The following is a 21,410-nucleotide window of genomic DNA, read 5'->3' as shown; positions in this document are numbered from 1 at the left end:
GTTTTTTTAGTAACTCGTTTCTATTACTGTTGTTTTTGCATCTCCCCAAAGGCTTTCAATGTCGTAATATTCTCTTATATGTTTTTGAAAAACATGCACCACTACATTTACATAATCAATTAAAACCCATTCGGCATTATCTAATCCTTCGGTATGCCAAGGGTTGTCTTTAAGTTCTTTGCTGACTTTTTTCTGTACAGAATTAACTATGGCGTTTACTTGTGTATTTGAAGTACCTTCACAAACAATAAAGTAATCGCAAACCGTGTTTTCAATATCTCTTAAATCTAAAATACTTATTTCTTTTCCTTTAACATCTTCAATGCCACTTATTATTACAGATATTAGTTGGTCTGCGCTTATTTTTTCTTTCGCCATTAATAATATTTAATTTATGCAAAGTTATTATTTTTTTAGTTCTTTATACTTTAAAATAATCATAAGATTTACTAACTTTTAATAACCTCTAAATGCGTATAATCAAACTTGATGCCATCGATTCTACAAATAACTATCTTCGAGAATTGAGTGCGTTGGAAAGCTTGTTAGATTATACAGTTGTAGTTGCAGAAAAACAGACTCAAGGAAGAGGTCAAATGGGTGCTGTTTGGGACTCTGAACCTTCTAAAAACCTTACGTTTAGTGTCTTTAAGAATATTTCAGGATTGAATTTAGAAGCCTCATATAGCATAAGTATGATAACTGCTTTAGCAATATTGAAGTCTTTACAAGATCTTGCAATTCCTAAATTAAGTATTAAATGGCCTAACGACATTTTGTCAGAAGACAAGAAAATTTGTGGCATATTGATAGAAAATGTCATAAAAGAAGCCAGTCTTAATGCATCAATCTTAGGTGTCGGGTTAAATGTAAATCAAAGAGTATTTAAAAATTTACCGCGTGCTTCGTCGTTAAAATTACTTTCTGGGAAAAATTATATTCTAGATGAAGTTTTAATATCAATTGTAGAAAACCTGAAACAATATTTTCATATTTATGAAACAGGAAATTTCGATGTATTAAAAGAGGCTTATGTAGCCAATTTGTTTAGAATAAATAAGCCTTCAACATTTAAAGATCAAAGCGGGCTTATGTTTTCAGGATTTATTTCTGGGATTTCCAATACGGGAAACCTACAGGTCTTAATAGAGGATAATATTACCAAAGAATTCGATCTAAAGGAAATTACACTAATGTATTAAACTGCCTTGGGGATACTGGTAACAAGTGTTTCAATAAACTTTTTTATTGGGCCTTTTATCATCATTGACATCATTGGATTAAACTCACCTGTAAATTCTAATTGAACTTCGCTAGAAGATGCATCAATATCTTTAATATTACCAACTAATGAAAAGTCTATTTTTCCTCCTGCCGCACCAAGTATTATTTTATTAGGAGGAATAACTTCTTTCTTCTGAAGAATGATTTCAGGCATACCTTTAAGCGCAAACAAAAATTTATCTTCTTCTAAAACTTCAAACTTACTTATGTTTTCTGGCATTAGGGATTCAAAGTTCTTTATGTCAGCTAAAAAATCAAAAACTTCTTGAGAGGATTTACTAACTGTAATGTTTGGTGATTCTAAATTCATTTATGCTGTAATTTTTTTTGTAAAGTTGTTTTAAATTATTTTCAATAAACAACGTTACTTTTACATATCAATTAGCGTTCCATTCACTCGGATTGGAATTCCAATCAGATAAAGTTTTTAATTCTTTTTCTGTAATATAGTTTGTGTCAACTGCTTGCTCTAGAAGGCTTTCGTAATTTCCTAGCGTTTGAAGTTTTACCTCTTGCTTTTCAAAATTTTCTTTTGCAACATCAAAGCCATATGTAAAAATAGCAATCATGCCTTTCACATTCACACCAGCTTCACGAAGTGCTTTTACAGCGTTTAAACTGCTTTTACCTGTGCTTATTAAATCTTCAACCACAACCACGTTTTGACCGCTTTCAATAAAACCTTCAATTTGGTTTTTGCGTCCATGTCCTTTAGCATCTGGTCGCACATAAATAAAGGGTAGGCCAAGATACTCGGCAACCAACATGCCTATGCCAATCGCTCCAGTAGCTACTCCAGCAATGACGTCTGGTTTGCCGTATTGTTTCTCAATTTGCTTTCCCATAGTTTCGCGAATATAATTGCGAATGGGGGGAAATGACAAAATGATACGGTTGTCGCAGTATATCGGTGATTTCCAGCCTGATGCCCATGTAAAAGGGTCTTGTGGGCTTAATTTTATTGCATTAATTTGTAATAAGATTTCGGCTGTTTTTCTAGCGGTATGTTTGTTGAAAATCATAGTTGCAAAATTACATATAAATTTAGTTCTACATAATCTTAAAAACTGAATTAAAATATTTTTTTCAACAATGTTAAGGTTGTGACTAAAAATGATATTTTTACCATTTGGTAACTAATTTAATATGTATCAAATATTCGTTGGAGATAAGCCTGTAGTGCTTACAGATAAGGTAGAGTTAGAGCGTGGTTTTAAGAATTATTTGTTGGATACCGCAAACATGGCGAAAGTTATCAAACGACTTAATTCAAAAGATTTAACTGAAGTTCGCTTAATTTATAAAAACAAAGATAAGTTACTTAAAAAGTTTTTGAAAAAGCTGCCTAATGTGATTGCTGGAGGAGGAAAAGTTTATAATAGCGATGGAGATATTCTTTTTATCTATAGAAACGATAAATGGGATTTACCAAAAGGAAAGACAGAGCGAAAAGAGACTATAGAAGAAACTTCTATTAGAGAAGTAGAAGAAGAAACAGGTGTTGAAGGTTTGGAAATTACAAAGCCACTTCAAACAACATATCATATTTTTAAGCGCAACGGGCGTTACAAAATTAAGATTACTTATTGGTTCGAAATGAAAACTAATTACGATGGTAAATTAATTGCTCAGGAGAAAGAAGGTATTACTAAAGTTGCTTGGTTAAATAAAATGGAAGCAGAGAAAGCTTTGAAAAATTCTTATGCGAATATAAAGTTATTAGTTTAAATTACTTGATTCTATAAATCGGATATAGTAGATGAGCTCGTTCATAATTTTCACTTTGCTTGTGCAGCCAATTTAGTTGGGCATACCAGTTATTTCTAAATTCTGCTATATTTTTTTTTCTGTGTTTAAATTCTGCTTTTAATTCTGGGTTTTGATTTAGTAATTCCAATGCTTTATCCTCCCATACATAAGGTGAAAATCCTTCTTTTTGTTGTAAAATAGTATCGAAAAAATTCCAACTGAAAAAGGAGTCTGCTGCTTGAGGCTCTAAGGTTTCTAATAGGTATCTAACAGAAGGTTGGCTGGTGGGAATTACATAATCGCCCTTTCTAAAGTTTAAATCATTAGTTGATGTTGAAATTGAAATATTGTAATGTGGATAATGGCCTTCATATGCTTGCGTTGTCGTCTCAAAATATTCAATTTTATATCTTTCAACGGAAATAACTGAATCCTTTTCAATTTTAGTCATTTGAACTTCATTCAATTTCAATAAATCAATAATGTTATGCCATCCTTGAGGAATAATATAAGCTGAAGGAATCCTGATTTCTATGCTTGGGTTATAATAATTTTGATAGATAACTTTTTTTGTAAATGGTTTTGTACGATCATATTTTAATCTTTTGAACCCTGTAACTTCGCTATCAATAAATTCCCCTTCATAACCTTTAAAATTTAGTACCGTAGTTTTTGTAGTGTCTATAACCCAGTTAATTGGATAAATGTTACCGGCTTTAAAGTTTTTATTTGCTTGTGTTCTTAGTGCTAAAATTTTACTTCCATCTTCTTCGGTAATTTCCAACATGCTCTTCATTAATTCATAAGTACCTTCAACTCGCTTTTTATATGGTTTAAGCATGTGTGTTTCCACCATCATGCCTATGGTGTTAAACAAAGTTGTGTATCCGGTTGAATATCTCGGCGAATCAATAAATTGCGAAAACCCATTCTCAGGAACAGTATTAAAAACATTAACATAAGGGGTTATGTCCCAGCTTTTATTATTCAATTTTTGCTCAAGTTTAGGCATCATTTCAATATGCAAATAGTTTCCTAATTCATGACCAAGTTTATTGTGTTGTGTGAATAAATGAGTTAGCGTGTATTGATAATCGGCACCATTACTCACGTGATTATCTATAAAAACATCTGGTTTGACCAAGTGAAATATTTGCGCAAAAGCTCTGGCGTTTTTGGTGTCCGCTTTTATAAAGTCTCTGTTAAGGTCGTAATTTCTCGAATTTCCACGAAAACCATAAAATTTTGGTCCATTTTGATTAGTTCTTGAAGTTGAATTTCTATTTAAACTTCCACCAACATTGTAAATGGGTATGGTAACCAATACAGTGTTTTTTAGAGATTCAATTTTGCCATTTACTAAATCTCTAAATAGTATCATGGTGGCATCTATGCCATCAGACTCTCCGGGATGAATACCATTATTAATAAGTAGAATGCGTTTGTTGCTTTCTCTAATTTTTGAAAAATTAAATTCTTTATCTTTATTTAAAGTAATTACGTGTAGTGGTTTTCCAGAATCGGTTTCACCAAGACTGTCAATTGAAACTTGGGGACAGGCTTCGGCTAAATTTTTATAAAACTGAATGGTTTCTTGATAGGTGGCAGTTTCTAAACCTTCAGATTTTTCAAAATGAGTTTGAAAATTAAAATTAGGTTTTTCGCTAGGAGCGTTACAAGAAACTAACAATAACAAAAAAAAATAAAAGATCTTCATATTTTAGAATTTTTATAAATCTACAATTATATTCTATTAACATTCAAACGTTATAGCTAAGCAATTTTTAAATTATCTTTAGAGTACTTGTGCTTCACGATTTTAACCTTAAATTTGCTGCTTCAAAAAATAAACCATGACTGAATTTATTAGAAAACGAACTGCAAACTTGAAAAATGATATTTTAAGTGGAATCACTGTGGCATTGGCATTGGTGCCAGAAGCTGTGGCTTTTGCTTTCGTAGCAGGTGTAGATCCTTTAGTTGGATTGTACGCTGCTTTCATGATTGGTTTGATTACTTCGATTTTCGGAGGTAGACCAGGTATGATTAGTGGTGCAACTGGAGCACTAGCAGTTGTAATGGTTAGTTTGGTAGCCGAAGGAAATGCGATGGGAGTTGAAGGTGAAAATCTTGGGTTGTATTATTTGTTTGCTACTGTAATACTTATGGGAGGAATCCAAATGTTGGCAGGTGTATTAAAGCTTGGTAAATTTGTTAGGTTAATCCCGCACCCAGTAATGATGGGATTTGTAAATGGGTTAGCGATAGTGATATTTTTGTCTCAATTAGGCATGTTTAAGGATGCTAATGGGGCATGGTTTTCAGGGAATCCACTTTGGATTATGGTTGCTTTAGTGGCACTAACTATGGGGATTATGTTCGGTTTGCCTAAACTAACTAAGAAATTACCTGAGGCTTTAATAGCGATTCTAGTGGTTTCGGCTATTGTGATTTTCGGGAATTTAGATGTAGCCACTGTTGGAAGTTTCATTAAAGATGGTGGTGGAGAAGGATTAAAAGGCGGGCTCCCACAATTTCAAACAGATATTTTTAGTAAGGTGCCTTTTAACTTTCAAACGCTTTGGTTTATTGGTCCTTATGCAATGATTCTAGCAGCAATTGGATTAATAGAATCTTTAATGACACTAAATTTAATAGATGAATTAACCGAAACGAGAGGAAATGCAAACAAGGAATGTATGGCTCAAGGTGGAGCAAATATCATTACTGGTTTATTTGGAGGTATGGGTGGTTGTGCAATGATTGGACAATCATTAATCAATATTAAATCTGGAGGAAGAACGCGAGTATCTGGTGTTGTGGCAGCAGTGTTATTATTAATGTTTATTCTTTTTGCTTCTACCTACATTGAGCAAATTCCTATCGCCGCTTTGGTGGGAGTAATGTTTATGGTTGTGATTGGAACTTTTGCATGGAGTAGTTTTAGAATTCTAAACAAGATTCCATTTAGTGATGTTATTGTGTTAGTTACAGTTTCTTCTTTAACGGTAATTTTTGATTTAGCTATTGCAGTAATAGCGGGTGTAATTATTAGCGCTTTAGTGTTTTCATGGGAAAATGCAAAACGGATTAGAGCAAGAAAGCGTATGCGCGAAGATGGAACTAAGGTTTATGAAATTTGGGGGCCTTTATTTTTTGGGTCTATAATTGCTTTTAATGAAAAGTTTGATGTTAAAAATGATCCAGATAAAGTAGAAGTTGATTTTGTAGAGTCTCGTATAAGCGATCATTCTGCGATTGAAGCCATATTTAATCTAGTGAATAAGTATGAAGCTGCAGGGAAGCAAATTAAGCTGAAACATTTAAGTGAAGACTGCAAAATATTATTATACAAGTCAAGTCCGAAGTTTAGAGAGGTTATTGTTGAAGATATAGACGACCCACGGTATCATTTAGCAGAAAACCCTGAAGCTTTCACTAAAGGGTTGTCCGAATATACTCTTTAACAGGTTTTGTTAAAGTGTTAGGATTATTTAACTCGAACGCTATTAGGTACTAATTTGGTGTAATCTCCATTATTTCTAATAACATCACGTACTATAGAAGAAGCTATATAAGAGGTTTGTGCGGATGTTAAAAGGAAAACAGTTTCAATAGGCGCGAGATCTCTATTGGTATGGGCAATGGCTTTTTCAAACTCAAAATCGGCAGGGTTTCTTAAACCACGTAAAATAAATTCAACATCTATTTCTTTACAAAAATCTACAGTAAGCCCTTCGTATGTTACGACTTTAACTTTGGGTTCATTAGCGAAAGCTTTTTCAATGAAAACTTTACGTTCTTCGACAGAAAACATATATTTTTTGCTGGCATTCACACCAATGGCAACAATAATCTCGTCAAAAAGTGTGATACCTCTTTTAATAATATCGTAGTGCCCTAAGGTTAGTGGGTCAAAGGAGCCAGGAAATAATGCGCGTTTCATAATTTAAAAGTACAATTTTTATTTCAAAGCCTCTTGTATGGCATTATCAAATAAGTCACTTAAACTTATTCCTGCTGCTCCGGCTTGTTGAGGTAAAATACTTTCTCGTGTAAGCCCAGGAACTGTGTTCATTTCTAGTAAATGAGGGTCTCCATCTTTAAAAATAAATTCGCTTCTGGAGAAGCCTTTCATTTTTAGAATCTCATATACTTTTTTCGCTTCGGTGTTTACTTTCTCTTCTTGCTCTTTAGTTAGTCTAGCAGGTGTTATTTCTTGAGATTTTCCCAAGTATTTGGCTTCATAATCAAAAAAATCGTTTTCAGAAACTATTTCAGTAATTGGTAATACTTTGGTTTCGCCTTTATAAGTAATCACGCCAACTGAAACTTCGGTGCCATCAAGGAACGATTCTATTATAATTTCATCGTCTTCTTTAAAAGCTGTTTCAATAGCGTCTTTCAAGTTTTCTTTCTCATGAACTTTTGTAACACCAAAACTGCTACCTGCTTTATTGGCTTTTACAAAACAGGGTAAACCTACTTTGCTAATAATGTCATCTTTATTAACAGCATCACCAAGATTAATATAAAAAGATCTTGCTGTTTTTATGCCATAAGGTTTTAAAACACTAAGGCAATCACGCTTATTAAAAGTTAAAGCTGCTTGGTACATGTCACAGCTTGTGTGTGGCATGCCTATTAACTCAAAGTAACCTTGCATAAAGCCATCTTCTCCTGGGGAACCATGAATGGCATTGAATACGCAGTCAAAATCGATAACTTGATCTGCTACAGTAACCGAAAAGTCATTTTTGTTAACTGGGAATTCCTTATTCTTAGCATCAACATACACCCACTTATCCTTAAAAATATGAATGCGATAAGGATTGTATTTGGAGGTGTCTAAAGTCTCAAAAACCACATTTCCACTTTTCAAAGAGATCTGATATTCACTTGAATATCCTCCCATAATGATTGCAATATTTTTTTTCATAAATAAAAGTTCACTTCAATTTAGATTAAGTGAAAATCTTTTCCCAAAACAAGATGCGTCTAAATCAACAATAAAAACGTATCTATATTAGTTATAGCTAAAATATCATATAAATGGCAAAAGAAAAAACAGTTCGGTTTTTATATATTTGCCTAATTGAAAATTCTATAAATGAGCATTGTCAAATTTCTTTCCAGTAAGGTTTTTTTAAAGCAGTTAGCATTGGCAGTCGTCGCCCTAGTCGTTTTATGTTTTATTATTTTAAAATGGCTAAAGGTATCTACTAATCACGGCGATTTTGAAACTGTACCAGACCTTTCGGGGAAGTCCATAAATGTGGCGCAAGTGGAATTGAATGATAACAATTTGGTGATGCAAATTCAGGATTCAGCTAATTATAATCCAAATTACCCCAAGTTTTCTGTTATAGAGCAAGAGCCGATAGCTGGAACAAAAGTAAAGGAGAACAGGAAAATATACCTTACCTTAAATCCTTCTGGTTACAGAAAAATATTGGTGCCTAACTTAGAAGATAAAACGTTTAGGTTAGCAAAAAGCACCTTAGAAGCTCTAGAATTCAAAATAGGAAAGATATCCTATATCGATAACATAGGTAAGGATATTGTGTTAGGTATGAAGCACAAAGGGAATACCATTAAAGAAGGAGACCAATTACCAAAAACGTCTGTTATCGATTTAGTTCTTGGCAACGGTAATAGACCCTAGGTATGGAAGATTATACACAACAATTACCTGATGAGGATAATCTTTATGAGCATTTTGCGTTTACTGTAGACAAAGGGCAAACGCCACTTCGTATAGATAAATATTTAATGAATTTTGTTGAAAACGCGACTAGAAATAAAATTCAAGCGGCTGCAAAAAACGGAAGTGTTTTTGTAAATGATGTTCCTGTAAAATCGAATTATAAGGTTAAACCTAATGATAAAATTCGCGTGCTTTTTGCGCATCCGCCGCATGAAAACTTATTGGTAGGTGAAGATATTCCCATTGATGTGGTTTATGAAGATGATGAGTTACTTGTAGTTAACAAACCAGCGGGTATGGTGGTTCATCCTGGACATGGTAATTATTCGGGGACATTAATAAATGCACTAATTCACATATTCGATAATTTACCGAATAATTCTAGTGAACGCCCGGGTTTAGTGCACCGAATAGACAAAGATACCAGCGGACTTTTAGTAGTAGCTAAAACCGAACAAGCCATGACCCATTTGTCTTTGCAATTTGCTGAAAAAAGCAGCGAACGCGAATACGTTGCTATAGTTTGGGGTAATGTTGAAGAAGATGAAGGCACTATTCAAGGTAATATAGGACGCCACCCGAAAAATAGACTGCAAAACACGGTGTTTTTGGATGATGAAGCAGATAAAGGAAAACCAGCCGTAACACATTATAAAGTTTTAGAACGCCTTGGCTACGTAACGTTGGTGTCTTGCAAACTAGAAACGGGACGGACCCACCAAATACGTGTTCACATGAAGCACATTGGGCACACCTTATTTAATGATGAGCGTTATGGTGGTGAAAAAATACTGAAGGGAACTACATTCACAAAATATAAGCAGTTTGTTGAAAATTGTTTTAAAGCATTACCGAGGCAAGCGCTGCACGCCAAAACCTTAGGCTTTAAACATCCTAAAACAGGTGAGTTTTTAAAGTTTGATACCGTTATTCCAGAGGATATGCAGCTGTGTATTGAAAAGTGGCGTGGGTATACTAAGCATCAAGAGCTATAAATTTTCAAGGCGAGAATTGTTTATAATTATCGAAAATTTTTTTAAGTATATGACCATCATATACATTGTTAAGTTCAGAGTTATTGTTCTCCTTTGAAATGTTCAAATAATGCTAAGCTACGAACAAGATACATAATATTATTATTGTTAGTTGTTTCGTCCTTATTAGCACTAAAAAAAGCAATTACTAATCTTTTTTCTGGCGAAATATAAAGGCCTTGACCACCAAGTCCAAATTTTGCAAAGTCACCATCTTCAAAAACTACATCCCAATGATAACTTTGAAAAAGAGGTTCTTGGTCTTGATAAATTTTTAGCCACAATCTTTGACCTGTTCCGTCTTGTGAACTAAATAATTCTTTATCTCCTTTATTAATTTGACTAAGGTATCTTTCTGAAGCTATTTTAGTGGTAGCATCATCAGTAAAAGCTAATCCGTACCTTGCAAGGTCTCTTAAACGCATTAGCATTGTACCGTAGCTACCTGCCACACCCGAGCTAGATAACGTAGTTCTTGCATCATCCTCGGCCCCTATTTTTGACCAAATATATTCTTGTACTAATTCATGAAATGGCTTGGAAGATGCTCTTTCAGCTATAGTTGCCAAAATCACAGAATTAGCTGAGGTATAATCATAGATTTGTCCTTGACTTTCATAAGCCCCTGCATTAGCTACTAGTTCCATAAGGTTTTCTTCAAAAGCAGATTTTGGTTCTGGGAATAAAGCAGAATGTTGAAGCAGCTGGTAAAAACAATGATTCGGATCAGTAAATGAAACCCTGTCTTTTACATGCTCTCGGCAATTCGTTCCGGATGCCATTCTTAGCAAATTCTCAATGGACACATTTTCCAATGGTTTGTCCTTAAACTCTGGAAGGAATTTTCCAATAGTATCTTGTTCATTTACTATTCCTTCATCTGCTAGGTTTCCAATTACCGTTCCAATAAAAGATTTACTAACCGACCCTAGAAAATGTCTGTCCGTAGGTTCCATATCAGGGTACTTTTCATATATAATTTCGCCTTTGTGCAGAACAATTATACCATTAATTTGTTTTTCATTACATATTTCATTGAGAGAAGTTTCTTTTTTAAAGAAAGTGGTTGTGAGGAGTTCTTGACCCAGAGTATTACTTGAGTTTTTTGGAAGCTCTTTTGTTTTCGTAGCTCCTTTTTCAATTAAAATAGTTGGAATATAGTTTTCTAAATGTCGGAAAATCTCAGTGCTATGGGGCCCTCTTCCTTCTATCCATTCTGGAGAAGTAAAACTTACTTTCTGTTCATTTGGTACAGGCACTTTTCTTGACTCTACAGCTAATCTTATTTTATCTTCTAAGGCAAGCTCTTTGACTTGTTGTTTGCATCCAATTAATAGAAACAAACTGAAAAATATAATTGCATCCAATAGTATTCTATTGTTGTTTGACATGTTTAATTATTTAATTGAATCTAAATATAAAAATAAAGTTGCGTTTCAATGAGCTTTATCGATTGTTAAACGATATTGGCAATTTTTTTTACACTATTATACACATCAATTCCATTTATAATGTCATTAAAAATAATTGTAATCTAAAATTTAAAAAGTAGAGTAGGAGTTGTAAATTTGAATAATCCAAAAAATCACACGGTATGAAACTCGTAATTTCTCCAGCTAAATCTTTAGATTTTGAAACCCCATTACCTTTTACTAGTTACAGCGAACCTCAATTTTTAAAACAATCGGAGCGCTTAAATAAGTTGCTTAAAAAGAAATCTGCTAGAAGCTTATCGAAACTCATGAGCATTTCTGATGCTTTGGGACAATTAAATTATGAACGCAACCAGTCTTGGGAGTTACCATTTACCAAAGACAATGCACGTCCTGCAGTTTATGCGTTTAATGGAGATGTATATCGTGGTCTTGATGCCTACACCATATCAGAAGATAAATTAGACAATCTACAAAATACGGTACGCATCCTTTCGGGTTTATATGGGGTGCTTAAGCCAACCGATTTAATTCAACCTTATCGTTTAGAAATGGGAACCAAAATGCCTGTTGGCGTTAAAAAGAATCTTTACGAATTTTGGAAAAAGGATGTTACAAAAGCCTTAAACGACGAACTTGAAGATGATGAGCTATTCTTAAACCTTGCTAGTAATGAGTATTTTAAGGTCATAGATGTTAAAACTTTAAAAGTGCCTGTAGTTACAGCCAATTTTAAAGATTTTAAAAATGGCGAGTACAAAATGATTTCGTTTTTTGCTAAGGCGGCACGTGGTATGATGGCGCGCTATGTTGTTGATACCAATGCCAAAACCATCGATGATTTAAAAGGATTCAATTATGACGGCTATGGGTTTAGTGAGCCTATGTCTACCGAAACCGAACTCGTATTTATAAGATAGTAATCATGTATTTCTACTTTATTATAGCGCTTCAGGCTTATTGTCTTTATCATCTTTACACTCATAGAAATGCCTTCTATTGGTGGCTTTTAATTTTGTTTTTACCTTTAGTAGGTTGTGTTATTTATATAATTACTCAAGTTTATAATAAGCGTGATGCAGAAAAAATTACTAGCGACATCACGCACATCATAAATCCTACGAAAAAGATTAAAGATTTAGAGAGGCAACTTGAGTTTTCAGAATCTTATCAAAACAGAGTTAATTTGGCAGATGCTTACTTAGAGAATAAAGACTATAACAATGCCATTCCAAATTATTTAGAATCTATAGAAGGAAATACCCAGAACGATTTTTATGTAATCAAGCAACTTATTGAATGTTATTTCAATATAGAAGACTGTGAAAGCGCGATTTTATATGCTGAAAAAATAATGACGCATCCCGAGTTTAAAAAATCTAGATCTCAATTTTTATATGGTTTAGCCTTAGAAAAAATTGGCAAAATTGACGAAGCTGAAAGAAACCTTAAAGCTATTGATGTTAGGTATTCTTTTTATGATGAGCGTCTTATACTTGCAAAGTTTTTAATGAGTAAAGGTAAATCAGGTGAAGCTAAGGACATACTTAGTGAGGTTTTTGAGGAATCCAAGCACATGACCAAGCCCAACCAACGAATTTATAGGGCTACAATACAGGAAGTAGAAAAACTTCTATCAGAAATTGACTAGGCATTAAACAGCACTATTTAGGATTCACCTTATTTCCAACATTAATTTTCGTTTCGGCGGTTATTTTCTTTTTTACTCTTGGTCGTCGCGCTCCAAATGTGCCACGATTAATCTTCCCTCTTTTAGTTTTTTTATCTCCTTTTCCCATAATAATCTGTAATTTGTTCTCATATAATATACAAAATCTCGAAATTTTAAACAAGTTGTTCATTCATAAACATCCATATGAGCCATTTATAAAAAAAGATACAACCAAACTTATTGTTGGTACTTTACCGCCACCAAGATTTTCAACAGGTGAACTTCTTGAAAAAGATGTTGATTTTTGCTATGGAAGTTATTACAACTCGTTGTGGTTATTCATTGATAAAATTCACAGTTTAGGATTGCGATACGATAATTCGAAAGAAGCCATTGAAGAGCGTAAGGCATTTTTAGTTAAGAGTAAAATTGGTGTTTGCGATATTGTAGAGAGTGCAGAGCGTGAAAAAATGGATGCTTCAGATTTAGGAATGAAACATATAAAACTTCGAAATGTCATAGGATACCTAGAACAATATCCCAATATTAATACGCTCTTGTTTACTGGAGGTAACAGTAAAAATGGACCAGAATATTTCTTTAGAAAGCATTTAAAAAATTACGGTTTAAAATTAGAGGTTCTTTCGAATGAAGTCCCTAGAATCCATCAGTTTACGTTATGTCACACTGAGCGTAGTCGAAGTGTCTCTCGAACAATAAAAACAGTTTCATTAACATCGGGTTCAGGTGCTGCCAATATTTCAATTAGTAAATTGCCGCTTTATAAAAAATTTAAAGCTGCTAACCCTAAGTTCAATACGTTTGATTTTCGTGTAACGCAGTATCGGGAGTTTTTTTAAGAAATGAACAATTCTTGGTTACTGATGATAAGCTGCATTATGTGCCAAGGCATTACCGCAGGTGCTACAATTACCTGCAGATCCCGATCCGCCAGCGCATCCATTACTACATGTATAATGAAATACACCAGCTGCATTAGAACTGGAATTTGTCTGCGGCGTTAGAAATGGTCCAGCAGGAGGCGTACTATTCGGTTTATTATGGAAAGCAGCATTATGTACTAAAAGAGTGCCACAAGTTGTGCAATTTATAGCTGAGTCCGCACCACCAGAACATCCTTTAACACAGGTGTAATGGAAAACTTGTCCAGTTGCGCTTTGTGTCGTTTGAGTGCTCGTGTTATTTTGAGCTGCAGCATTTGGTGTGGATACAGTGTTTTCAGTTTCAGTTTGTTCTATGGTACTTTTTGTTTTCGATTTAGAACTATCATTACAGGAATAAAAGGAAATGACTGAACTTAAAAATAGAACTGCAAGAATATTATAGTATTTCATAAGGAATAATATTAATTGGTCAGTTAGAATGAGCTATTAAGCATCTGACTCTTAACGAATATACATGAATTTTTTCATAGTTGAGTAAAGCATTTAAGCTTCGGCATTAAAAAACACTTTGTAATAATGCATTTTCTTTTCCTCATCGTAGCCACGTTCCAAATATTCTTCTGAAGAATCTGGCGCATCAATATCCAGTTTAATTTGGATGTTAGTGTCTAGCTTAATTTCGGTTTTTATTTTACGTTTCTCCTTATTTAGAACCTTTTCAGCAACGTCAAACTGATTGCGAATTAACAAATTCTGGTCACCTTCAAACTCTTTTTTGTAATCTTCAAAAAGTCTAATGTGTTTTTCTTCTTCAAACACATCTTCTTTAAAACGTTCCACGTTAACTATTTCATTTTCTTTAAAGAAATCAATGGTTTTGGCTAAAAACGTATTTTGTTCATGCATGCCATAGCTTGGTTTTAAAACTTCTGATGAGAAATCTTTACATAGTTCGAGATATTGCTGTGTATGGTTGTTGGCATCATCGGCATATTTAATATTTAAAAATTGATTAATCCAGTATTGCGCATCGTAAGTGTTGTTGTCTATACTCAAAACAATAGGGCCCTCTGTGTCACTTTGATTTAAAATAAGACAGCCTTTGTCTACTTTTTTCGAGCTAATCCCTTTTTGAACCAAGACATCGTAGCTTTTGTTTTCTAAATAGGTTTGAAAGAAGTTTACTTTGTTTTCAATTTTAAAAATACCTAATGCGTTAGTAGTAATGCCTTCATATTCTATCCCTTCAAACATAACGACTAACACGTCACCAGTTTTTATTTGAGCCGAATTAGATTGCTCGTATAAATGGGTAACTATGTGTTTAGAAACTTCAATAAAGGCATCATCCTCTTTAAAGATTTGAGAAGTGTAATTATTTATTTCATTCAATGCAATATTCGCATGATGATTAAAGCGATAACTCTGTACTGCACTACCAAACGGTCGCAGTAAAAATGGCAGCATGAGGTCGTAACTAGCTTCATCAAAATCAACCAAATTTTGCGAAAAGGCATTTTCGGTATCATTAAACTTGTTGCCAACTTTATGGATTATAAATTTAGAAATAGAGGCATTTTTTCTGGAAATCATAGTTCGATTTTTAATGACTGCAATAGTATTAAAATTATCTTAGAGTGCCATAAAAAAACGAGCGCCAAAACAAATGCTTTGACGCTCAAGATTCGAGGACTTGGGTATTATTGTAATGTTGTTAACTGTCCCTGAAACATTATACTCTTATGTAAACGCTTCAAAACAGTGATTACCTGTAAATTTTGTTGTTAAGGTTGAAAATGAATGTAAATAATTGATTAATAGCTGGTTTAAATATATGAATTAGTTACAAATTAGCAAACATGTAACTGCTATATTTTAAACTTAATTTATTTGATACAGAATTATAGAATTGTCCTCACCCTTTGTAACGAATTCTAGATTTCTATCCCGATCAATATTATCGAAATCTATTTCAGAATTCCCATATACAGGAAAATTTGGTATGGCTTTAGTCTGACTATCGTATAAATGAATTTTTTGTGACTGTAAATCGGTTAAGGCAACATAAATTTTATCATTAATATAAAAAAGTTGTGGCGCGGTATAATTTCCATAATCTATTTCAACCGTTTTGTTTCTTATAGATAGTTTGTTTTCAGAGTGTGCTACCATTGTTTTTGAAGAACTGGTAATATGATGATTTGGAGATAGGTTTAAATTTTGAGTAGCCACGTTACCTCTTGAATCTATGGTTACCAGTTTACCATCCTTGGAAGTAGTGGTGAATTTATTATTGTAAAGATAAATTGGTTCCATGGAGAAGTTGTTATTGCTTTTTTGAGTCACTCTATTTTTGCCAGTACGATCTAAAATATGCAGTTTGGAATCTGTTTTTATGGTTATATAGTCCTTGCTACCAATTCTAAAATGTTGCGGTTGGGTATTAATAATACCATTAGCGGACTTAAATTTGAATCCACTAACTATTTTGGCTTTAGTGTTATACATTAAAACATTATTGCCTTGTGTGACTAACAGCCTGTAATTTTTCTTTTTGTCATAATCAAACACTGAAAGCGGTTGGGTTATGTCGTCATTAAATTTACCAGGGAAAGGTGCAACATCTTTGCCATTTCTGTCTAATACATAAACACGATTTGGAGTAGCAAAAACCAACTGAAGCCTACCATTTTTGTAAATGTCAATTTGATTTATTTCACCCAAAATAGGACCGTGTAATTGTTTTTTCCAAAGAATTTCCCCCTTATTTGAAATTAAATACAAATTGTTAGTTATGTCTTGAACTACTATTTCTTTTTGCTTAGTGATGTGGTTTGTGACAAACCGCGGACTATTAAGTAAATCATTTTCTAGTTTAATATTGAATTCTTCAGAAACTGAACGTTCTTCTCTTCTAGATTGCGTTTTGCTAATGACAGCATTTACGTGAGCGAAATTATTATCATAAACAAATTGAAGTCCCGATGCTTTATAATTTTTCAGGTTAATATTTAAGTTTTCAGTAAAATTCTTTTTAATCACATTTTCTAGTGTAGTTGAATTGGTTATGAGCATCAAAGACGAGGCATCACTCAGTTCGTTCTTTACGTCCTTAAAGTAATTGCGTTCGCATAGCGTGGTTTTGTTTTGATAGTTAGCAATAATATTTTGTGTCATTTCCAAATTTGTTGAAAACACAAAAAAATTGTCAAGCAAGCAGTAGTTAGTAAAGTTTGTTGAACTAATTAAGGGTTTAAAAGTATTAGCGAAGAATTCCGAATTACTATAATTATAAATAGTTACTTGGCGGTAAGTGTCTATAATATTTTGTTCGGACAGTAAGGCATCTTTTGTAGCAATGTCATCAATAGAATTTAATACAACAGCTCTATTTTCAGATTCATAAATAACCCCAATTTCAACAATATTATTAAAGAGTGTAGAAGGTTCTACTATAGAATCATTCGCATTAAATTTTGCTAGGTTATCTTGTAAAACCTCAAAATCATCAAATGTAAAACTCATAAACCCATCACTATTAGATGGCGTTACATTTTGAATTTGGTTTTCTTGAGGGATCGTATTTTTAAATATATTTATTAAGCTATGAATTGAATCGTTAGCTTTTGCAATCCCGTTTAAAACTATGGTATTTTGATTAAGCTCGGTATCTAGTGCTATATAATCTGTAAAATCGGCAAGCCTTAGGGAGTTGTCGATAAAAAAGGAATCTATAAGATTGTTGTTAGGCCTTACAATGATAGAAATCGTTTTGTCTCTATCAATGGTACTATAAACTTTTTCAAGACGGCTATTTATTGGTATTTTTTCAAAAGCATTGTCAATTATTTTTTTTGAAGTAGATGCTATAAAGATACTGTCAATAATAGTACTGTAAAAAACAGAGTTTTTTAAAGTAGATTTTATTACCGTTTTATCATCGTATGAAAGAGTTTCCTCTAAATATTCTGCTAAAGAATCTCTTTGGAACAAATCTTTATGATGCTTTGTTATAAGAGAAAAATTGAGACTATCATTTTGTGTATGTCCAATTCCAATTAAAACATCATTTATGGGCTTTAGTAATGATGTAAACCCTAATTTGGAATCGAATGATTTGTAAGCATTAGAATTAGAAAACTTATATAAAAAATCATTGTTATTAAGACCGCTTTTCAAACTTCCTAAATTATTAGTTCTTATAATGATGGATGCGTTTTCAGGAATATAATGAACAATTTCAGATCGATTTGTTTTAACGTCAGAGCAGCTTATAAAGATAATTGCAAATAGGATAAAACAAAGTAGACGCATGGAAAATATTAAGTTTTTACAAACCTAGTATATTTTTAACTCTTTTAAAACTCTAAAGTCAATTGTTCTGGCAGTAATTTAAATGATTTTCTATGGTACTTTGTTATACCGTATTTTCTAATCGCATCTCGGTGCTCTTTGGTAGGATACCCTTTGTTTTGCTTCCAATTATACATTGGGAATTCTTCATGGATTTTATCCATATAAGTATCTCTTGTGGTTTTGGCTAGCACTGATGCTGCAGCGATGCTTAAATATTTAGAGTCTCCCTTAACAATGGTTTCAAATGGAACATTTTTATAGGGTTTAAATTTATTTCCGTCCACAATAATAAATTCTGGGTCAAATTTTAATTGCCCTATCGATTTATGCATTGCCAAAATAGAGGCATTAAGAATATTGATTTTATCAATATCTTCTTGAAAAACATGGGCAATACCAAAACCAAAAGCTTGCTCTTCAATAATGGGTTTTAAAACAAACCGCTTCTTTTCGCTTAATTGTTTTGAATCATTTAATAAATCATTTGCAAAGTTGCCTGGTAATATGACTGCGGCAGCTGTTACGGGACCAGCTAAACAACCGCGGCCAGCTTCATCTGTGCCGCACTCTAGGTGAAGATTGGAATATTTTAAAGAGAGCATTATTATAAAATATTATCAAATCTATAATTTTATGCATAATAATTGCTTTTTATTGTTTAATTTATAATACAATTTATGTGGTTGTTTACCTTTTTTTTTAATCCTTTTTTTGGTTTTTTAAGATAATATTAAGATGTTTGTTACTGACTAACTCAAAATAAATACTCGAAGGCATTCCTTTATTGGGATGATACATAAAGAAAGCCAGTAAAATTTTACTGGCTTTCTTTAATTTAAAATAATTCACTTCACTTAACGTTCAAATAATTACTTTTGTCACCGAAAATAGTTATTCAGTAATATATCAACACATTTTCCTGCTTACAAAGTTGTTTATGGTTCATTTTCAAAATCAAAAAGCATTATAATTGATGAAAAGATTAATTTTCACATCCATATTATTGTGTTTTTTAAATGTTTTATTTGCTCAAACTAGACAACCTAGCCGATTTTCTCAAGATTTTGGTAATACTATTAGTCAAGATTCGCTTAGGAATTCTTCTAGAAAAAGTACAAGCATAAAAAAAATTAAAAATACTGATGCTAAAATAGAAGACTATTTGATTATATCTCATCTTAACGACACTACTTTTGTAGATACAACACTTACAATTCAAAAGGATTATAATTTTAATTATCTACGTCGAGATAATTTTGGGTTGATGCCTTTTTCAAATTTAGGTCAAACCTATAATACTTTAACTTTCGATTTTGAGAATACTATTTTGATGCCAAGCTTTGGTGCGAGAGCAAGACATTTCAATTATATGGAAATTGAAGATATCAACTATTATAGAGTGCCAACACCATTAACTGAACTGTTTTTTAAAACGGCATTTGAACAAGGGCAATTGGCAGATTCATTTTTCACTGTAAATACATCACCACAATTTAATTTTTCGATAGCCTATAAGGGTCTGAGGTCACTTGGTAACTATCAGCATCTATTAACAAGCACTGGCAATTTTAGGTTTACATCAAACTATCAAACTAAAAATAAGCGATACTCAATTAGAGCACATATTGTAACTCAGGATTTGTTGAATCAAGAAAATGGAGGTTTACAAGATGCTAGTGTAGAAGACTTCGAATCTGGAACAGAGGAGTTTCTCGACCGTTCTATATTAGAGGTAAATTTTGAAAATGCCGAAAGTGTTTTAAAAGGAAAGCGTTTTCATTTAGAACATGATTATAAGATAGTTAGAAAAAAAGATTCCTTATCAAAGAATAAGTTGAGTGTAGGTCATATAGTGTCTTTAAAAGATAAGTTTTATGAATATGACCAATCTAGTGCTGTAACTAGTTTTTTTGGTAGTGCAAATAAATCTTCAGGACTTAAGGATAGAGTTACTTTAGAGAACTTATATAATCAACTACAATTAAATTATTCAAATAACCTCGTTGGTGATTTGCAAGTTAATGTAAGTCATAATAATTATAATTATGGGTATAACAGATTAGTTGTTGTTGGTAATACAACGATAACGAATAGGTTAAAGGGTGATATAATCTCAGCTGGGGGGAAGTATTTGAAGCAATTCAACAAATTTAAGCTAGAAGGAGCGCTAGGAGTAAATGTATCGGGAGATTTTGAAGGAAACTTTTTTAATGCTAAGGCAAAATTTAAACTTAATGATGATGTTTTTGTTTCTGCCTCTATAAATCATAGTTCCAAGGCACCAAACTATAACTTCTTATTATATCAAAGTGATTACATAAATTATAACTGGCAAAATAATTTCAATAATACAGAAACGCAGCAATTAGCTTTTCAGATAAAATATAAAAGCTTAGCAGATATAACTGTAGATTATTCTAACATTAATGATTATACGTATTTTAAGTTAGATGATGCTCGTATATCGAACGATAACCCAAATCCAATAAAGCCATTTCAAAATACCGAGTCTATATCCTATTTAAGGGTTAAGTTGGTAAACGAAATTAAATACGGGAAGTTTGCTCTAAACAATACCGTTTTGTATCAAAATGTTCAAGACGATAATAATGTTTTTAATGTTCCAGAGCTTACAACGCGTAACACTTTATATTATGCATCTCATTTGTTTAAAAAAGCGATGTATTTGCAGACAGGAGTAACATTCAATTATTTTACAAGTTATTATATGAATGCTTACAATCCGTTACTGGCTGAGTTTTACGTGCAAACGGATAGAGAGTTTGGGGACTTTCCACGTTTAGATTTCTTTATAAATGCAAAAATTCGCCAAACAAGAATTTATTTAAAAGCAGAGCATTTCAATGCAGCCTTTACAGGTTATGATTATTTTGCAGCACCTAATAATCCATATAGAGATTTTGCCATCCGCTTTGGTATAGTTTGGAATTTCTTTCTTTAATTCGCTCAATTACAGAATTTTTATTAGCTCATTTCCCTATGGTGTCAGTTCTAGGAGTGAGGGATGCAACAAACACATATATCATGTAACGGGTATAATATATAATTATTAGAGCCATAAAAAGGATGTCACTACTATTCCTAACTTGTGGGATTGTTATTTAATTATTTAGATTGATATATTATGTCATTAAGTTTAGGATAATTTGTTATAGAGTATTAATAGAAGTTTAGAGGGGTTTTATTATTGTATTAGCAATAATGATTTAGTGATATTATTAAAAAAAATGAGTTTATAAATAGCAGATA

The 21,410-nt window shown here is 32.6% G+C and carries 21 protein-coding genes; 9 read left to right on the top strand and 12 right to left on the bottom strand.

Features of this window, described 5'->3' with window-relative positions; genetic code table 11:
• Positions 1-6: 6 nt before the first annotated feature.
• Complete coding sequence (rsfS, locus tag FEF17_RS02075) at positions 7-378, bottom strand: ribosome silencing factor (RefSeq protein WP_139000698.1); 372 nt, start codon at positions 376-378, stop codon at positions 7-9.
• Between the two features lie 92 nt (positions 379-470).
• On the opposite strand from rsfS, the gene FEF17_RS02070 reads away from it, so the two are divergent.
• Positions 471-1,202 (top strand): biotin--[acetyl-CoA-carboxylase] ligase, encoded by a 732-nt coding sequence (locus FEF17_RS02070; RefSeq protein ID WP_139000697.1) that lies wholly within the window; start codon positions 471-473, stop codon positions 1,200-1,202.
• Here the strand turns inward: FEF17_RS02070 and FEF17_RS02065 are convergent.
• Positions 1,199-1,594 carry an SRPBCC family protein gene (locus tag FEF17_RS02065; protein WP_139000696.1) on the bottom strand — a complete coding sequence of 132 codons (396 nt, stop codon included), beginning with the start codon at positions 1,592-1,594 and terminating at the stop codon, positions 1,199-1,201. The two genes, FEF17_RS02070 and FEF17_RS02065, sit on opposite strands and share 4 nt — an antisense overlap.
• A gap of 67 nt (positions 1,595-1,661) precedes the next feature.
• Complete coding sequence (gene pyrE, locus FEF17_RS02060) at positions 1,662-2,306, bottom strand: orotate phosphoribosyltransferase (RefSeq protein ID WP_139000695.1); 645 nt, start codon at positions 2,304-2,306, stop codon at positions 1,662-1,664.
• A gap of 124 nt (positions 2,307-2,430) precedes the next feature.
• Here pyrE and FEF17_RS02055 point away from each other — a divergent pair, with 124 nt between their 5' ends.
• Positions 2,431-3,012, top strand: coding sequence for an NUDIX hydrolase (locus FEF17_RS02055; protein WP_139000694.1), 582 nt, complete (start codon positions 2,431-2,433; stop codon positions 3,010-3,012).
• Position 3,013: 1 nt separating this feature from the next.
• Here the strand turns inward: FEF17_RS02055 and FEF17_RS02050 are convergent, their stop codons facing one another.
• Positions 3,014-4,750: a M14 family metallopeptidase gene (locus tag FEF17_RS02050; RefSeq protein ID WP_139000693.1), complete on the bottom strand. Its 1,737-nt coding sequence runs from the start codon at positions 4,748-4,750 to the stop codon at positions 3,014-3,016.
• Positions 4,751-4,886: 136 nt separating this feature from the next.
• On the opposite strand from FEF17_RS02050, the gene FEF17_RS02045 reads away from it, so the two are divergent.
• Complete coding sequence (locus FEF17_RS02045) at positions 4,887-6,500, top strand: SulP family inorganic anion transporter (protein WP_139000692.1); 1,614 nt, start codon at positions 4,887-4,889, stop codon at positions 6,498-6,500.
• A gap of 23 nt (positions 6,501-6,523) precedes the next feature.
• Here FEF17_RS02045 and coaD read toward each other — a convergent pair whose 3' ends face one another.
• Together coaD and FEF17_RS02035 are read right to left on the bottom strand one after the other, a co-directional pair.
• Positions 6,524-6,979: a pantetheine-phosphate adenylyltransferase gene (gene coaD / locus FEF17_RS02040; protein WP_139000691.1), complete on the bottom strand. Its 456-nt coding sequence runs from the start codon at positions 6,977-6,979 to the stop codon at positions 6,524-6,526.
• 18 nt (positions 6,980-6,997) lie between these two features.
• Complete coding sequence (locus tag FEF17_RS02035) at positions 6,998-7,972, bottom strand: D-alanine--D-alanine ligase (RefSeq protein ID WP_139000690.1); 975 nt, start codon at positions 7,970-7,972, stop codon at positions 6,998-7,000.
• A 171-nt stretch (positions 7,973-8,143) separates the two neighbouring features.
• Between FEF17_RS02035 and FEF17_RS02030 the strand changes: the two genes are divergently transcribed.
• Both FEF17_RS02030 and FEF17_RS02025 read left to right on the top strand, forming a co-directional pair.
• A complete protein-coding gene (locus FEF17_RS02030) occupies positions 8,144-8,698 on the top strand; it encodes a PASTA domain-containing protein (RefSeq protein WP_139000689.1) in 555 nt (184 codons plus the stop codon).
• A 2-nt stretch (positions 8,699-8,700) separates the two neighbouring features.
• Entirely contained in the window at positions 8,701-9,735 is a 1,035-nt protein-coding gene (locus tag FEF17_RS02025; protein WP_139000688.1) for an RluA family pseudouridine synthase, read from the top strand.
• Between the two features lie 80 nt (positions 9,736-9,815).
• Here FEF17_RS02025 and FEF17_RS02020 read toward each other — a convergent pair whose 3' ends face one another.
• The gene (locus FEF17_RS02020) at positions 9,816-11,165 is read right to left on the bottom strand and encodes a serine hydrolase domain-containing protein (protein ID WP_139000687.1); all 1,350 of its coding nucleotides are present in this window, start codon (positions 11,163-11,165) and stop codon (positions 9,816-9,818) included.
• Positions 11,166-11,368: 203 nt separating this feature from the next.
• On the opposite strand from FEF17_RS02020, the gene yaaA reads away from it, so the two are divergent.
• Both yaaA and FEF17_RS02010 read left to right on the top strand, forming a co-directional pair.
• Complete coding sequence (gene yaaA, locus FEF17_RS02015) at positions 11,369-12,127, top strand: peroxide stress protein YaaA (protein ID WP_139000686.1); 759 nt, start codon at positions 11,369-11,371, stop codon at positions 12,125-12,127.
• Positions 12,128-12,132: 5 nt separating this feature from the next.
• Positions 12,133-12,858 (top strand): hypothetical protein, encoded by a 726-nt coding sequence (locus FEF17_RS02010; protein WP_139000685.1) that lies wholly within the window; start codon positions 12,133-12,135, stop codon positions 12,856-12,858.
• 13 nt (positions 12,859-12,871) lie between these two features.
• On the opposite strand, the gene FEF17_RS02005 is transcribed toward FEF17_RS02010, so the two are convergent.
• Complete coding sequence (locus FEF17_RS02005) at positions 12,872-13,006, bottom strand: 30S ribosomal protein THX (protein WP_139000684.1); 135 nt, start codon at positions 13,004-13,006, stop codon at positions 12,872-12,874.
• Positions 13,007-13,061: 55 nt separating this feature from the next.
• Between FEF17_RS02005 and FEF17_RS02000 the strand changes: the two genes are divergently transcribed.
• Positions 13,062-13,739 carry a uracil-DNA glycosylase family protein gene (locus FEF17_RS02000; protein WP_139000683.1) on the top strand — a complete coding sequence of 226 codons (678 nt, stop codon included), beginning with the start codon at positions 13,062-13,064 and terminating at the stop codon, positions 13,737-13,739.
• Between the two features lie 18 nt (positions 13,740-13,757).
• Here the strand turns inward: FEF17_RS02000 and FEF17_RS01995 are convergent, their stop codons facing one another.
• From FEF17_RS01995 to rnhB, 4 genes are all read right to left on the bottom strand, one after another.
• Entirely contained in the window at positions 13,758-14,234 is a 477-nt protein-coding gene (locus FEF17_RS01995) for a hypothetical protein (RefSeq protein WP_139000682.1), read from the bottom strand.
• Positions 14,235-14,327: 93 nt separating this feature from the next.
• Positions 14,328-15,377, bottom strand: a complete 1,050-nt coding sequence (locus FEF17_RS01990; RefSeq protein ID WP_139000681.1) for a nucleoid-associated protein — start codon at positions 15,375-15,377, stop codon at positions 14,328-14,330.
• A gap of 288 nt (positions 15,378-15,665) precedes the next feature.
• Positions 15,666-18,098 carry a ribonuclease HII gene (locus FEF17_RS01985; protein WP_139000680.1) on the bottom strand — a complete coding sequence of 811 codons (2,433 nt, stop codon included), beginning with the start codon at positions 18,096-18,098 and terminating at the stop codon, positions 15,666-15,668.
• 44 nt (positions 18,099-18,142) lie between these two features.
• On the bottom strand, positions 18,143-18,742 hold the full coding sequence (rnhB, locus tag FEF17_RS01980; RefSeq protein ID WP_139000679.1) for a ribonuclease HII: 600 nt from the start codon (positions 18,740-18,742) through the stop codon (positions 18,143-18,145).
• Positions 18,743-19,113: 371 nt separating this feature from the next.
• Here rnhB and FEF17_RS01975 point away from each other — a divergent pair, with 371 nt between their 5' ends.
• Complete coding sequence (locus FEF17_RS01975; protein WP_139000678.1) at positions 19,114-21,102, top strand: putative porin; 1,989 nt, start codon at positions 19,114-19,116, stop codon at positions 21,100-21,102.
• Positions 21,103-21,410 lie beyond the last annotated feature (308 nt).

This window comes from Hyunsoonleella aestuarii (assembly GCF_006148925.1).
In the GTDB taxonomy this organism is placed as follows: domain Bacteria; phylum Bacteroidota; class Bacteroidia; order Flavobacteriales; family Flavobacteriaceae; genus Algibacter_D; species Algibacter_D aestuarii.
This window is presented reverse-complemented; position numbering and strand designations above follow the sequence as displayed.

Coding starts and splice junctions, on each gene's coding strand:
- rsfS (WP_139000698.1), bottom strand. CDS start 378: ATGGCGAAAGAAAAAATAAGCGCAGACCAACTAATATCTGTAATAATA.
- FEF17_RS02070 (WP_139000697.1), top strand. CDS start 471: ATGCGTATAATCAAACTTGATGCCATCGATTCTACAAATAACTATCTT.
- FEF17_RS02065 (WP_139000696.1), bottom strand. CDS start 1,594: ATGAATTTAGAATCACCAAACATTACAGTTAGTAAATCCTCTCAAGAA.
- pyrE (WP_139000695.1), bottom strand. CDS start 2,306: ATGATTTTCAACAAACATACCGCTAGAAAAACAGCCGAAATCTTATTA.
- FEF17_RS02055 (WP_139000694.1), top strand. CDS start 2,431: ATGTATCAAATATTCGTTGGAGATAAGCCTGTAGTGCTTACAGATAAG.
- FEF17_RS02050 (WP_139000693.1), bottom strand. CDS start 4,750: ATGAAGATCTTTTATTTTTTTTTGTTATTGTTAGTTTCTTGTAACGCT.
- FEF17_RS02045 (WP_139000692.1), top strand. CDS start 4,887: ATGACTGAATTTATTAGAAAACGAACTGCAAACTTGAAAAATGATATT.
- coaD (WP_139000691.1), bottom strand. CDS start 6,979: ATGAAACGCGCATTATTTCCTGGCTCCTTTGACCCACTAACCTTAGGG.
- FEF17_RS02035 (WP_139000690.1), bottom strand. CDS start 7,972: ATGAAAAAAAATATTGCAATCATTATGGGAGGATATTCAAGTGAATAT.
- FEF17_RS02030 (WP_139000689.1), top strand. CDS start 8,144: ATGAGCATTGTCAAATTTCTTTCCAGTAAGGTTTTTTTAAAGCAGTTA.
- FEF17_RS02025 (WP_139000688.1), top strand. CDS start 8,701: ATGGAAGATTATACACAACAATTACCTGATGAGGATAATCTTTATGAG.
- FEF17_RS02020 (WP_139000687.1), bottom strand. CDS start 11,165: ATGTCAAACAACAATAGAATACTATTGGATGCAATTATATTTTTCAGT.
- yaaA (WP_139000686.1), top strand. CDS start 11,369: ATGAAACTCGTAATTTCTCCAGCTAAATCTTTAGATTTTGAAACCCCA.
- FEF17_RS02010 (WP_139000685.1), top strand. CDS start 12,133: ATGTATTTCTACTTTATTATAGCGCTTCAGGCTTATTGTCTTTATCAT.
- FEF17_RS02005 (WP_139000684.1), bottom strand. CDS start 13,006: ATGGGAAAAGGAGATAAAAAAACTAAAAGAGGGAAGATTAATCGTGGC.
- FEF17_RS01995 (WP_139000682.1), bottom strand. CDS start 14,234: ATGAAATACTATAATATTCTTGCAGTTCTATTTTTAAGTTCAGTCATT.
- FEF17_RS01990 (WP_139000681.1), bottom strand. CDS start 15,377: ATGATTTCCAGAAAAAATGCCTCTATTTCTAAATTTATAATCCATAAA.
- FEF17_RS01985 (WP_139000680.1), bottom strand. CDS start 18,098: ATGCGTCTACTTTGTTTTATCCTATTTGCAATTATCTTTATAAGCTGC.
- rnhB (WP_139000679.1), bottom strand. CDS start 18,742: ATGCTCTCTTTAAAATATTCCAATCTTCACCTAGAGTGCGGCACAGAT.
- FEF17_RS01975 (WP_139000678.1), top strand. CDS start 19,114: ATGAAAAGATTAATTTTCACATCCATATTATTGTGTTTTTTAAATGTT.